General features: G+C 69.0%; 15 protein-coding genes. 7 read left to right on the top strand and 8 right to left on the bottom strand.

The window, feature by feature from the left end; translation table 11 throughout:
- Positions 1-6 precede the first annotated feature (6 nt).
- Genes ACT53R_RS13110 through ACT53R_RS13100 form a run of 3 tightly spaced genes read left to right on the top strand, consistent with a single transcriptional unit; the run spans position 7 to position 2,765 of the window.
- Complete coding sequence (locus tag ACT53R_RS13110) at positions 7-1,401, top strand: DUF58 domain-containing protein (protein ID WP_476172330.1); 1,395 nt, start codon at positions 7-9, stop codon at positions 1,399-1,401.
- A 43-nt stretch (positions 1,402-1,444) separates the two neighbouring features.
- Positions 1,445-2,308 carry a DUF2726 domain-containing protein gene (locus tag ACT53R_RS13105; protein WP_476172329.1) on the top strand — a complete coding sequence of 288 codons (864 nt, stop codon included), beginning with the start codon at positions 1,445-1,447 and terminating at the stop codon, positions 2,306-2,308.
- Positions 2,309-2,345: 37 nt separating this feature from the next.
- Positions 2,346-2,765: a DUF1801 domain-containing protein gene (locus tag ACT53R_RS13100; protein ID WP_476172328.1), complete on the top strand. Its 420-nt coding sequence runs from the start codon at positions 2,346-2,348 to the stop codon at positions 2,763-2,765.
- Positions 2,766-2,783: 18 nt separating this feature from the next.
- Here ACT53R_RS13100 and ACT53R_RS13095 read toward each other — a convergent pair whose 3' ends face one another.
- A complete protein-coding gene (locus tag ACT53R_RS13095; RefSeq protein WP_476172327.1) occupies positions 2,784-3,224 on the bottom strand; it encodes a hypothetical protein in 441 nt (146 codons plus the stop codon).
- 101 nt (positions 3,225-3,325) lie between these two features.
- Between ACT53R_RS13095 and ACT53R_RS13090 the strand changes: the two genes are divergently transcribed.
- Positions 3,326-4,357, top strand: a complete 1,032-nt coding sequence (locus ACT53R_RS13090; RefSeq protein ID WP_476172326.1) for an alpha/beta hydrolase — start codon at positions 3,326-3,328, stop codon at positions 4,355-4,357.
- Between the two features lie 110 nt (positions 4,358-4,467).
- Positions 4,468-5,115, top strand: coding sequence for a hypothetical protein (locus ACT53R_RS13085; RefSeq protein WP_476172325.1), 648 nt, complete (start codon positions 4,468-4,470; stop codon positions 5,113-5,115).
- A gap of 27 nt (positions 5,116-5,142) precedes the next feature.
- Here ACT53R_RS13085 and ACT53R_RS13080 read toward each other — a convergent pair whose 3' ends face one another.
- From ACT53R_RS13080 to hemB, 5 genes are all read right to left on the bottom strand, one after another.
- Complete coding sequence (locus tag ACT53R_RS13080; RefSeq protein ID WP_476172324.1) at positions 5,143-5,661, bottom strand: carbapenem self-resistance protein CarG family protein; 519 nt, start codon at positions 5,659-5,661, stop codon at positions 5,143-5,145.
- A 29-nt stretch (positions 5,662-5,690) separates the two neighbouring features.
- Positions 5,691-5,975, bottom strand: a complete 285-nt coding sequence (locus tag ACT53R_RS13075; RefSeq protein ID WP_476172323.1) for a hypothetical protein — start codon at positions 5,973-5,975, stop codon at positions 5,691-5,693.
- 7 nt (positions 5,976-5,982) lie between these two features.
- The gene (locus ACT53R_RS13070) at positions 5,983-6,333 is read right to left on the bottom strand and encodes a hypothetical protein (RefSeq protein ID WP_476172322.1); all 351 of its coding nucleotides are present in this window, start codon (positions 6,331-6,333) and stop codon (positions 5,983-5,985) included.
- A 4-nt stretch (positions 6,334-6,337) separates the two neighbouring features.
- Complete coding sequence (aroE, locus tag ACT53R_RS13065; RefSeq protein ID WP_476172321.1) at positions 6,338-7,180, bottom strand: shikimate dehydrogenase; 843 nt, start codon at positions 7,178-7,180, stop codon at positions 6,338-6,340.
- Between the two features lie 166 nt (positions 7,181-7,346).
- On the bottom strand, positions 7,347-8,339 hold the full coding sequence (gene hemB / locus ACT53R_RS13060) for a porphobilinogen synthase (protein WP_476172320.1): 993 nt from the start codon (positions 8,337-8,339) through the stop codon (positions 7,347-7,349).
- 660 nt (positions 8,340-8,999) lie between these two features.
- Here hemB and ACT53R_RS13055 point away from each other — a divergent pair.
- Positions 9,000-9,857 carry an ABC transporter permease gene (locus tag ACT53R_RS13055; protein ID WP_476172319.1) on the top strand — a complete coding sequence of 286 codons (858 nt, stop codon included), beginning with the start codon at positions 9,000-9,002 and terminating at the stop codon, positions 9,855-9,857.
- A 208-nt stretch (positions 9,858-10,065) separates the two neighbouring features.
- Positions 10,066-11,706 (top strand): ATP-binding cassette domain-containing protein, encoded by a 1,641-nt coding sequence (locus ACT53R_RS13050; RefSeq protein ID WP_476172318.1) that lies wholly within the window; start codon positions 10,066-10,068, stop codon positions 11,704-11,706.
- Between the two features lie 134 nt (positions 11,707-11,840).
- Here the strand turns inward: ACT53R_RS13050 and ACT53R_RS13045 are convergent, their stop codons facing one another.
- Entirely contained in the window at positions 11,841-12,332 is a 492-nt protein-coding gene (locus ACT53R_RS13045; protein ID WP_476172317.1) for a hypothetical protein, read from the bottom strand.
- A 44-nt stretch (positions 12,333-12,376) separates the two neighbouring features.
- A complete protein-coding gene (locus ACT53R_RS13040; RefSeq protein ID WP_476172316.1) occupies positions 12,377-12,625 on the bottom strand; it encodes a hypothetical protein in 249 nt (82 codons plus the stop codon).
- Positions 12,626-12,811 lie beyond the last annotated feature (186 nt).

Here is a 12,811-nt window from a genome sequence, read left to right as displayed (position 1 = left end):
CGACCCATGAGCCCCGTGACCCCGCCACCCCTTCGCCCGCCGCTGCCGGCCGCGCCGACGCCCGCCGCCGCGCGCGCCTGGCCGCGCCCCGCGCCCGCACTGGTGTGGGCCTGCGTCGCGCTGGCCGCGCTCGGCCTGGCGGTGCACATCGGCTGGCTGCCGTCGATGGCCTGGCTGGGCGCGGTCGCGGTGCTCGTCGTGCTGGCGCTGTTCGACGTCTGGCGCCTGCGCGTCGCGCCCACGCCCGAGGTCGCGCGCGCGCTGCCCGAGGCCTGGCCGATCGGCGTCGAGCGCGAGGTCGAACTGCGCATCGAACACTACGGCCGCCGCCAGCGCGTGACCGTGCACGACCTGCATCCCGGCGACTGGGACGCGCACCGCAAGGAAGACGACGGCGAGATGCCGCGCACGCTGGTGCTCGGCCGCGACAGCGTGTCGATGCTGCGCTACCGGCTGAAGCCGGAAGTGCGCGGCAACTTCACCTTCGCCGGCACCCAGCTGCGGCTGCTGTCGCCGCTGGGCCTGTGGCGGCAGTCGCGCCTCGTCGGCACGCCGCAGCAGGTGCGCGTGTTTCCGAACTTCGCGCCGCTCGCGGGCTTCGCGCTGTTCAGCGCCGAACAGGCGTCGCGACTGGTCGGCGCGCACATCAAGCGCCGCCGTGGCGAAGGCACCGACTTCCACCAGATGCGCGAATACCGCGTCGGCGATTCGATGCGCCAGATCGACTGGAAGGCGACGGCGCGCGCACGCAAGCTGATTTCGCGCGAGTACCAGGACGAGAAGAACCAGCAGCTGCTGATGGTCGTCGACACCGGCCGGCGCATGCTCGCGCACGAAGGCGGGCTGTCGCACTTCGACCGCGCGCTGGACGCCACGCTGGTGGTGTCGTACATCGCGCTCAAGCGCGGCGATGCCGTCGGCCTGTTCACCGCCGGCGGCGAACAGCGCTGGGTTGCCCCGCAGCGCGGCATGGGCGCGATCGACACGTTGCTGCGCGCCAGCTACGACCTGCAGCCGGCGCCGGTCGCCACCGACTACCTCGCCGCCGCCACCGAACTCGCCCTGCGTCAGCGCCGCCGCGCGCTGGTGATGCTGGTCACCAACCTCCGCGACGAGGACATCGAGGACGTGCTCGGCGCCGTGCGCATGCTGCAGAAACGTCACCTCGTCGTCGTCGCCAGCCTGCGCGAACGCGACCTCGACGAAGCGCTCGACCAGCCGGTCGACGACGTCCGCAGCGCGGTGCGCGCCGCCGCCGCCGCCCGCTACATCGCCCAGCGCGCCGCCGCCCACGACCTGCTGCGCAACCATCGGGTCAGTGTCCTCGACGTGACCTGCGAACAGTTGCCCGCGGCGCTGGTGGAGCAGTATCTGACGATCAAGCGGAGTGGGTTGTTGTAAGGTCTTTTCGCCGCCATAAGTCAACCGCCTGCATAGGAAAAGCATGTCATTCAAAAGACTGCTAAATCGATCCGAGGCCGAAACAGACAGAAGACTGCGAGAAGTGTGTGAAGACTTCGACGCAAGAGTTTTCGCTAAGGTTCGTGTTGCCGATGTGCTTCCGATAGAGGGAAGTGGGCTTGATAGTCAACTGTATCGATATGCTCTGCAGGCGCATTTTGACTTTGTTATTTCAAATTTAGAAAATCAACCTCTCTTTGCCGTCGAGTTTGATGGCCCAGGTCACTTGCGCGCAAGAGAAAAACTGCGAGACCATCAAAAAAACTCTATATGCGATCGATTTGAGCTGCCTATCCTACGGGTAAATAGGCGCTATCTGCCTATTAGCTGCTCGCGATGGGATTTGACGAGATGGTTTTGTACGGTCTATTTCGTCGCCAAGCAGTGGGATGAAAAAGTGGCTGTGGGTGTGATTCCGCCCGATGATTCTTTTTTCGATCCGATATTTGTATCTATCAGAACAAGGTCGGGTGTTCGGCCTCTGGAGCTTGAGGCAAGTGCGCGCGCAAGACTTGGCCGGCTTTTCAGAGAGGGTCTTTTGCCTTGTCACATGCCAAATTTCATCTTGGCAAAAGACAGTGTCGGTAATCTCCGCGCTATTGCATGGATCTTGATTTCTGAGGGTGAGGGGGTCCTTGTGGAGTCTTCAATGCAGCATCAGAGAATTGGCTGGTGGGTTTGCTTTGCATTGCGAGGAATAATTTTGACCATGCTTGCAGATGCTGTTGATCGCACGATCAAATCGCCTTCGCTAGTTTTACCTATTGGAGAAATTGATATTAAAATTAAGGAATTCAATGATAAATATTTGATGTTTATGGGGTTGCGGGACTCGAGGTTCTCGTAGTCTGATGAGCAATCAATGCGAAACAAAATAGTTTTTGATGGGGCATATGTCTTGCGGTGATCTTTCCCCATCCACCCTCATCACCGCCCGCATCGCCGAGCTCGGCGACTGGCGCGGGGAGACGCTGGCGCGGGTGCGGGCGCTGATCCACGAGGCCCTGCCCGACGTGGTCGAAGAATGGAAGTGGATGGGCACGCCGGTGTGGTCGCACAGCGGCATCCTCTGCACCGGCGAGCACTACCGGGACAAGGTGAAGCTGACGTTCGCGAGGGGTGCGGCGCTGCCGGATCCGGCCGGGCTGTTCAATGCCGGCCTCGACGGCAATGTGCGGCGGGCGATCGATCTGTTCGTCGACAGCGCGCTGGACGAGGCGGCGTTCCGTGCCTTGGTCCGCGCGGCGGCGGAACACAACGCGGCGACCGCGAAGGCGAAAGCGAAGCCGAAGCGCGCGAAGTGAGCGCGCCGCGGCATGCGCTCAGGGCGCGGTGCGGTCGTCCACGCGCTTCGCGTCGGAGGTGATCTGCATGCCGGTGATGTCCTGCGTCGAGGTCAGCGTCTTGCCGTCCGCGGAGAGCACGAAGCCGACCTGCGCCTGGTCGCCGTCGGCGAAGAGGTAGGTGGCCTCGATCGCCTGTCGTGCGGGCACGCTGCCGCGGAGGCGGTAGGCGTGGTCGAAGCGTTTGCCGTCGGGATGGACCAGCGTGTACGGCCCCTTGCCGGACGTAGCATCGATCGGGCCGTAGTACAGCTGGTCGCCGGCGTCGGTGGCCCAGTGGCCGACCAGCTTCGGCGCGGGATCGCCCAGCGCCGACAGGTCCGCGGTCGGGCCCGAGCAGCCGACGGCGAGGGCGAGCATCAGGAGCGAAAGGGACAGCGCGATGCGCATGCGGGAAACCTCGTGGCGTCGGGTCTTCATTCTGACGCTCCCGCGCCGCCTGGACACATTTGGACATCCTTTCCCCGCGCGGCCCGGCTAGGCTTCCGCCATCGTCGAACCGCACCCGGGGAGTGCCCGCCATGAAATCCACGACCGTCTTCGTGTCCGCCTGCCTGCTCGCGGCGCTCGCCGCCGGAGCGGCGTCCGACTTGCGCGCGGGCCCGCTGCGCGAGCGCATGCGTGCGCGGATGCAGGCGGGCGGGGGCGGCGACGGCGTCGCCGGCGAATTCGGCGGCGCGATGAGCTGCGCCGACTGGTCGAAGCGGGTGAACCGCCTCGGCGAGCGTTCGCAGGGGCGCACGCAGGGGCCCACGCCCGATCGCGCCGACGTCGCCTACGGTCCGGCCGCGCGCGAGAAACTCGACGTCTTCCTGCCGAAGACGGCCGTCCGCGGCGGCGCGCCGGTGATCGTGATGGTCCATGGCGGCGGCTGGTGCGTCGGCGACAAGGCGATGTCCGGCGTCACCGCGAACAAGATCGCGCGCTGGGTGCCGAAGGGGTTCGTGTTCGTGTCGGTGAACTATCCGATGGTCGACGACGGCGCCGACGCGTACGCGCAGGGCGGCGAGATCGCGCGCGCCACCGCGTTCGTGCAGGCGCACGCGGCCGAGTGGGGCGCCGATCCGGCCAAGGTCATCCTGATGGGACATTCCGCCGGCGCGCACCTGGTGTCGCTGGTGAACGCCGACGCGTCGTTGCGCCGCACCTACGGCGTGAAGCCGGTGCTGGGCACGGTGTCGCTGGATGCCGGTGCGGTCGACGTGGTGAAGCAGATGCCGAACGTCTATCCGTTCCTGAAGACGCGCTACCGCGAGGCGTTCGGCGAGACCGAGGCGCAGTGGGTCGTCGCCTCGCCGTACCACCGCCTCGACCGCAGCGCGGGACCGTGGCTGGGCGTGTGTTCGACCACGCGCAAGGACGATCCCTGCGGCCAGGCCCGCGCCTACGTCGAGAAGAGCCGTGGCCTGGGCGTGATGGCGGACATGCTGCCGCAGCCGAAGAACCACGGCGCGATCAACAAGGAACTGGGCGAGCCGGGCGACTACACCGACAGCGTCGAGGCGTTCCTTGCGCGGCTGGACCCGACGGTGGCGGCGCTGCTGCGGCATTGAGCGACAGCGCGGGATCGCATCGGCATCGCGGCGGTCCGCGGTGCCCGCACGTCGCCCGGATTCGCGTTTCATGGACAGACGCGCCATGGGGCGCGGCAAGGAGCGCGCTCATGACATCGACACCGTCCGTTTCCGGCGATGCACTGGTCTGGTCCTACCTCGGCCTGCGCCGGGCGATCGGCACGATCGGCTTCGCCATGCCCTTCGTGTTGCTCATCGGGAAGTGGTGGCTGCAGGGTGCCGGCATCGAGCCGTCGATCAGCGACTACTACTACACGCGGATGGGCGATGTGTTCGTCGGCTGCCTGTGCGCGATCGGGGTGTTCCTGATGACCTATCGCGGCTACGACCGCCGCGACGACCTCGCCGGCAGCTTCGCCTGCGTGTTCGCACTGGGTGTCGCGCTGTTCCCCACCGCCCGCGATGGCGCCATCGGCACGGAGCGCCTGATCGGCACCGCGCACTACGTCAGTGCGGCGCTGATGTTCCTCATCCTCGCCTACTTCTGCCTCGTGCTGTTCCGCAGCACCGATCCGGCCAGGCCGATGACGCCGGAAAAGCGCGCCCGCAACCGCATCTATGCCGTCTGCGGCGTGGTGATTCTCGCGTGCATCGGCGGGATCGCCGCGGTGAAGCTCGCCGGTCCGGTGCCCGCGCTGATCCGTCTCGACCCGGTGTTCTGGCTGGAATCGACCGCGGTCCTCGCGTTCGGCGCTTCGTGGCTGGTGAAGGGCGAGGTGATCCTGGAGGACGGTTGACGCCGGAAGCTGTCGCTTCGGGACCGCTCAGCGCTTGCCGAACGTTGCGTCGAAGGCGTCGCCGACATCGCAGAACGGCGTCTTTGCCTGCGTGGTGCGCGTCCGCGCGAAGCGGAACTGCGGATAGCCGACATCGCCATTCGTGCGCAGCGCGTACCAGGTGAAGGTGACGGTGTTCGGGTCGGCGTAGCTGTCGCCCAGCGCGCGGTCGGCGACGATCAGCGTCATCGGCTCGTCCGCCTTGCCGGGCAGCAGGCGCAGGTCGTGCAGCGTGCAGTCCGCGCCGCCGCTGATCGTCGCGAACTGGCGTTCGTCGTCGCCGTCGAACAGCGGCACCTGCAGCAGCGTGTCGCCGTCCTCGACGTGGAAGGTCACCACCTCGAAGCCGTGGGCGTTGAAGTTCTCGCGATGCGCGACCACGACGAGGTCGGCGCGACCGTCGCCGGTGAAGTCGATGCGGTTCATGCCGTTCTGCAACGACACGGGCGCGGCGGCCTGCGCGAACGTGGGCAGCAGGAAAAGCAGACAGGCAGCAGCAAGACGCATCGTCGGTTCCCGGCAATGAAGAAAAGGGGTCAGCGCTCGCCCTGCGCGAGATCCAGCAGCACCAGCGCGGCTTCCAGTCGGCGGCGGACGTGGCGCAGTTCGATCAGCGTGGCGGGGATGGGCGAGAGCCCGAGCAGCAGCCAGACCTGCGTCACCGTCGGCAGCGTCGTCGCGTTGACGGCGACGACGGTCAGTACGAACCACGCCGCGGACGTCAGTGCTGCCGTCGCGAACGGCCAGCCTTCCGTCAGCACGGCCCGGGCACGCGCTTCGCGTTCGACGCGATCGGCGATGGCATGGAGATTGCGCGCCATCGCCGCCTCAGCGTGCCTGCGGCGTGGCGTGGCTCTGCCGGCACAGGCCCCACACCAGCGTGACCACGCCGGCCATCGACAGCACGTTGAGCAGCACGTGGGCGACGCCGATCAGGGCGAAGCTGCGCGACATCGCCATCGCGCCGTCCGTGTTGCCCAGCACGATGAGGTTCTGCGCGATCGCCAGGCCCATCGACAGCACGGACGCGACCAGCATCAGACCGACGCCGATCAGTCCAATGCGCCGGCCGGGGCCGGGGCGGGCGCTGCCCAGCAGCAGCGCGAGCGCGATGCCCAGCCCGATCAGCCCGGGCAGGGCGTAGCCGAGGAGGTTGAGCCAGACGCCGGCGTTGCCCATGGCGTCAGTCCGCGGTGACCAGCGCGGCGTGGTGCGCGGCGAGTTCGGCGTACACCGGCGCAGTGTCCGGGCGCACGCCATGCCACAGGAAGAAGCTCTCCGCGGCCTGCTCGACCAGCATGCCGAGGCCGTCCACGGCGTCGCGCGCACCGGCAGCGCGGGCCCATGCGAGGAAGGGAATCGCCGCCTCGCCGTAGCTGAGGTCGACCGCGGCGGTGCGCGAGGCCGCCAGCGACATCGGCAGCGACGGCAGCGCGCCGTGGCGCGTGGCGGAGGTGGCGTTGAGGATCAGGTCGAACTCGCCCAGCGTGCCGAGGTCGTCGAGGTAGCGCGAATGCACGCGCGCCGGTTCGCCGATCTGGTCGACCAGCGCGTCGGCCTTGGCGCTGTCGCGGTTGACGACGTACAGCTCGCCGATGCCGGCGTCCATCAGCGACGGCGCGACGCCGCGCGCGGCGCCGCCGGCGCCCAGCAGCAGCGTGCGCCGGCCGCGCAGGTCCAGACCGTGGCGCTCGGTGAGATCGCGCACCAGGCCGGCGCCGTCGGTGTTGTCGCCCAGCCAGCCGGTGTCGTGGCGGATCAGGGTGTTCACCGCGCCCGCGCGCTGCGCGCGTTTGCTCAGCAGGTTGCACAGCTCGGCCGCGCGCTGCTTGTGCGGCAGGGTGACGTTGGCGCCCTGGCCGCCGCTCTTCGCGAACGACGACAGCGCCGCCGCGAAATCGCCGGGCGCGATCTCGATCGCGGTGTATTCGAGTTCGATGCCGGCCTGTTTCGCGAACGCCTGGTGGATCTTCGGCGAGAGCGAATGGAGGACGGGTTGTCCGAAGACGGCGTAGCGTTTGGTCATGGCAGCGGCGTCCGTGTGGAAGCGAGCGGGGAGAAGGCCCGACTGTAGCCGAGCATGCGGGAAGCGCGTCGGAACACGGCGGGCGCCGTGTCGGAATGCACGGGCGCCGTGCGCGATCCACGCCCGGCGTCGCCGGGCCGCGGATCGATGCCGGGCGCGGCTGCGCTCAATGCGCCTCGCGCAGCCAGCGCGCGGCGTCGAGCGCGAAGTAGGTGAGGATGCCGTCGCAGCCGGCGCGCTTGAACGCGACCAGCGCTTCCAGCGCGCACGCGCGCTCGTCGAGCCAGCCGTTCTGCGCCGCGGCCTTGAGCATCGCGTACTCGCCGCTGACCTGGTAGGCGAAGGTCGGCACGCCGAAGCGGTCCTTCACCCGGCGCACGATGTCCAGGTACGGCAGGCCCGGCTTCACCATGATCATGTCCGCGCCCTCGTCGAGGTCCAGCGCGACCTCGCGCAGGGCTTCGTCGGAATTGGCCGGGTCCATCTGGTACGAATACTTGTTGCCCTTGCCCAGCGCGCCGGCCGAACCCACCGCGTCGCGGAACGGGCCGTAGTAGCTGCTCGCGTACTTCGCGGCGTAGCTGAGGATGCGGGTGTGGATGTGGCCGGCGGCTTCCAGTGCCTCGCGGATCGCGCCGATGCGGCCGTCCATCATGTCGCTGGGGGCGACCACGTCGGCGCCGGCGCGGGCGTGCGACAGCGCCTGCTGCACCAGCGCTTCGACGGTCTCGTCGTTGACCACGTAGCCGGTGTCGTCGAGCAGCCCGTCCTGGCCGTGGCTGGTGTACGGGTCCAGCGCGACGTCGGTGATCACGCCCAGCTCCGGGAAGCGTGCCTTCAGCGCACGCACCGCGCGCTGCATCAGGCCCTCGTCGTCCCACGCGGCGACGCCGTCGAGCGACTTGGCCTCCGGCGCGGTCACCGCGAACAGCGCCAGCGCGGGGACGCGCAGTTCGGACGCCTGTTCGCCGACCTTCAGCAGTTCGTCGATCGACAGGCGCTCGATGCCGGGCATCGAGCCCACCGGCGCGCGGCCGGGCAGTTCATGGACGAAGACCGGGTAGATGAGATCGTTCGCGGTCAGCACGTGTTCGCGCATGAGCCGGCGCGAGAACTCGCTGCGGCGCATGCGGCGGAGGCGGGTGATCGGATAGGTCATGGCGCGCATGATACGCCCGGCCTGCGGGCCGGGTTTGACCCCGCGCAATGCACCGGCGCGACGCTGCGTCGCACGTGCTGCCGAAGGAAAAGCCCTCGACGTCAAGGGGAGTGTCCGGGCGGGGATGGGGTCCCGGCGGAAACGTGCAGCAGGAGTCGCGCATGGCGTTCACCCCATCCCCACCCCATCCCTCCCCTTGAAGGGGAGGGAGCAGAGCGGCCTGCCTGAACCTGCTTGGGAGCGAATCCCTGTGTTGTCTCGATGGACGCTTCGCGCGTGATGCAGCAGTGGAAGCCCTCGACTTCAAGGGGAGGGTTTGCGTGGGGATGGGTTCCCGGCGGGAGCGCAGCGAGGGTTCGTGCATGGTGTCGACCCCATCCCCACCCCGGCCCTCCCCTTGAAGGGGAGGGAGCAGAGCGGCCTGCCTGAACCTGCGTGTGAGTGAATCCCTGTGTGGTCTCGATGGACGCTTCGCGCGTGATGCAACGGTGGAAGCCCTCCCCTTCAAGGGGAGGGTTTGGGTGGGGATGGGTTCCCGGGGAGACGCGTGCAGCCACGATCCGTGCATGGCGTTCGCCCCATTCCCGCCCGGGCCCTCTTGAAAGGGGGGCAGGGCGGCCTGTCTGAACCCGCCCGGGAGCGAATCCCTACAATGCCCCGATGCGACCTTCGCGCCCGCTGCCGCCGCTCGCCCGTGCCTGCCTCGGCTTCCTCGCCGCGCTGGCGCTGCTGTGCTGGCTGGGGCCGCTGGCGCTGGCGTTCGATCCGCACCGCCCCGACTGGGACGCGCTGTCGGTGGCGCCGGGCGTGGCCGGGCACTGGTTCGGCACCGACGCCATCGGCCGCGACGTGCTCGCACGCACGCTGGCCGGCGGGCGGCTGTCGCTCACGGTCGGGCTGCTGTCCAGCCTGGTCGCGCTGGCGCTGGGGCTGGGTTTCGGCGCCAGCGCGGGCCTCGCCGGCGGCGCGGTGGAGCGCGCCATGCTGCGCGTGCTCGACGTGTTCAGCGCGCTGCCCTTCCTGCTGATCGTGATCCTGCTGCTCACGCTGTTCGACCGCTCGCTGCCGCTGCTGCTGGCGGCGATCGGCGGCTACGTGTGGATCGACCTCGCGCGGATCATGCGCGCCGAGGCCGCGCGCCTGCGCGAGCAGCCGTTCCTGCTGGCCGCGACCGCGATGGGCGCCAGCTTCGGCCAGCGCCTGCGCTGGCATGCGCTGCCCAACCTGCTGCCGCTGGCGTTCGTGTCGCTGGGGCTGATCCTGCCGCAGGCGATCCTCGTCGAGAGCTTTCTCGGCTTTCTCGGCCTGAGCGTGGACGAGCCGTCCGCCAGCTGGGGCACGCTGCTGTCCGAAGGCGTGCAGGAACTCGACAGCGCGCCGTGGACGCTGCTGTTCCCGGCCGGCTTCCTGGTCGCGACGCTGGCCGCGTTCCAGTTCCTCGGCGATGCGCTGCGCGACTGGCTCGACGTGCGCGGTGATGCGCGCACCGAGGCCGAACCCGAATCGGCGGCGGCATGAGCGGCACGATCGGGCAGGCGCTGTGCCGCCAGGACACGACGACGCGTGCCTGCGGCCAGCGTTCGCCGTCAATGCCCCGTCCGACCCCCTCCCGACCTCCCCCTGCGCTGCGCGCAAGGGGAGGGGTACAGCGCGCCTGGCGGACGGTGCACGACGCCTTTGCCCCCTCCCTTTCGCGAAGCGAAGGGGAGGGTTGGGGAGGGGTCGGATGACGACGCTGCAGCTCCGTGGCCTCGAGGTCTTCGCCGGCGAGCGTCGCCTGCTCGGTCCGCTCGATCTCGATCTCGCGCCGGGCCGTTGCCTCGGCGTGGTCGGCGAGAGCGGCAGCGGCAAGAGCCTCACCGCGCTGTCGCTGCTCGGCCTGTTGCCCGCGAGCCTGCGCGCGACCGGCACGCAGGTGCACGACGGCGCGACGTTCGCGCTCGGCAGCCGCGCGCACGCCGCGCTGCGCGGCCGCGTGCTGGGCTGGGTGCCGCAGGACCCGCTGGCGTCGCTGCATCCGCTGCGCAGCGTCGGCGCGCAGCTGCGCGAGACCCTGCGCGCGCACGGGCGCCCGGATGCGGAGGCGCGCGCGCTGCTCGCCCGCGTGCAGCTGCCCGATCCCGACGCCGCGCTGACGCGCTTCCCGCACCAGTTCTCCGGCGGCCAGCGCCAGCGCATCGCGATCGCGCTGGCGCTGTGCAGCGCGCCGAAGCTGCTGATCGCCGACGAACCGACGTCCGCGCTCGATGCGCGCATCGCCCGCGAGGTGCTCGACCTGCTCGATGCGCTGCGTCGCGAGGACGGCCTCGGCCTGATGCTGATCAGCCACGACCTGCCACTGGTCGGCGCCTACGCCGACGCGGTGCTGGTGCTGCGTCGCGGTGCGGTGGTCGAACGCGGCCCGACGCGCAGCGTGTTCGATGCGCCGGCGCAGGCGTACACGCGCGAGCTGCTGGAAGCGGATCGGCTGCCGACGCGCACCGACAACCCCTTGTCATCCCGAGCCGCAGGCGAGGGACCTGCTTTTCTTGATGGGTCCGGATCGCAACAGCAGGTCCCTCGCCTGCGGCTCGGGATGACGACGGAAAGCGATCCGCCGCCGCTGCTCCGCGCCGAAGGCATGACCATGCACTACCCGCGCGCGCCGCGGCCGGCGCTGGACGATGTCGCGCTCGTGCTGCATCGCGGCGAAGGCCTGGCGCTGCTGGGCGAGAGCGGCAGCGGCAAGAGCACGCTCGGCCGTGCGCTGCTGCGCCTGCTGCGCGGCGCGCAGGGCCGCGTGTGGCTGGATGGCGAGGACTTCACCGCGCTGACCGGTCGCGCGCTGCGCGATCGCCGCCGGCGCATCGGCGTGGTGTTCCAGGACCCTTATGCCTCGCTCGATCCGCGCATGCGCGTCGCCGACCTCGTCGCCGAGCCGCTGCGCATCCACGCGATCGGCGATGCTGCGTCGCGCGCGGCGAAGGCGCGCGAACTGCTCGTCGCGGTCGGACTCGACCCGGCGCTGGCGACGCGCTGGCCGCACCAGCTCTCCGGCGGCCAGCGCCAGCGCGTCGCGATCGCCCGCGCGCTGGCCTGCGATCCCGACCTGCTGGTCTGCGACGAAGCGGTGTCGGCGCTCGACGCGCACCACCGCCGCGGCGTGCTCGACCTGCTGGCGCGGCTCAAGCGCGAACGCGGCCTCGCGCTGCTGTTCGTCACCCACGATCTTGCCGCCGCGGCCGCGGTGGCCGAACGCATCGCGGTGCTGGAAGCGGGGAAGATCGTCGAACTCGGCGATGCCGCGCAGGTGCTGGCGCAGCCGAAGCATGCGCATACGCAGGCGCTGGTGGCGGCGCGGCAGATGCCGCGCGAAGGCGCTTTGTAGGAGCGACGTGAGTCGCGACCGCGCGCGGTTTCAGGGACAGCGACATGACCTGCGGGGAAGCTTTCCGGTCGCGACTCACGTCGCTCCTACAAAGAGATGGAAAGGCAAGAACGGTGGAACTTGGCGCCGTGCAGCTACCGGGGGCCGTCGATGCCGCCCTTCGATGCCGAGATCATCGCGCTGTTGTCCGCCTCCCAATAGGCCGGGCAAGGTCCAAAGGCGACGGATTCGCCGCGCAGGTCCAGGAGATCTTCCATCAGGTGATTGGCGCTGTCCGATGTTCCGCGCAGTCGCAGGTCTCCCGGCCGCTGCGAATCCAACACCACGAGCATGTATTCGTCCACGTTTTCCATGACGCCTTGTGCTGCAGCCATGAAAGCATCATCGACCACGCCGCGGAGCGGTAGTTGGGGGTCCCTGAAAACGATGATGTCCGTGCCGATCGCGCAGATCCGCACCAGTTGATCGAATGCTTCGGCCGAATCGATCAGCGCGAAATCCCGGCTGCCGGCTCCGCAGAGGTAGCGCAGCACGACCAGCACTTCGCGGTTTTCCCGAATCCAGCCATGGACGCGCCGAAGGAACGCGGGCGTGATGTCGCGTTCCGGGCGGTATTGAATCGTCATCGGGGGGGCCTCGGCAGCGCGTGAACGACCAACGTGCCGCAGGATCAGATGATCCCGCCACCCAAGCTCAGTCGCACCAGCGCGACGGCGATGACGATGCCGTTGAGGATCAGGCCGGCCTTGGCGCGGCCGTTCTTGCCGCTCTTGCCGAACAGCACGCCGAGCGCGGCGATGATGGCGCCGATGCCGGCGAAGGGGATCCAGAACCAGTTGAGCCAGCCCAGCAGCGGGATCAGGCCGATGAACATCAGCAGCATCGCGACGATGCCCCAGAGCAGGCTGATCAGACCCATGGCGCGGTTCCCCTCGGGAAAGGCCGCGGACGCGCGGCCGGCGACCGGAAGATGACTGCGCAATGCTCAGGATTCAAGTGTCGTAGGGCGGGCCCTGGCCCGCCATTGCGATATGTCCGATTGCACCGTCCGTCAATCTGGTGGCTTCGATCATTGCGACCTTGATCAGTGAGGTTGCGATGGCGG

This window comes from Lysobacter sp. DMC104, assembly GCF_056313665.1.
The sequence above is the reverse complement of the archived record's forward strand: the minus strand, read 5'-3'. Positions and strand labels throughout refer to the sequence as shown.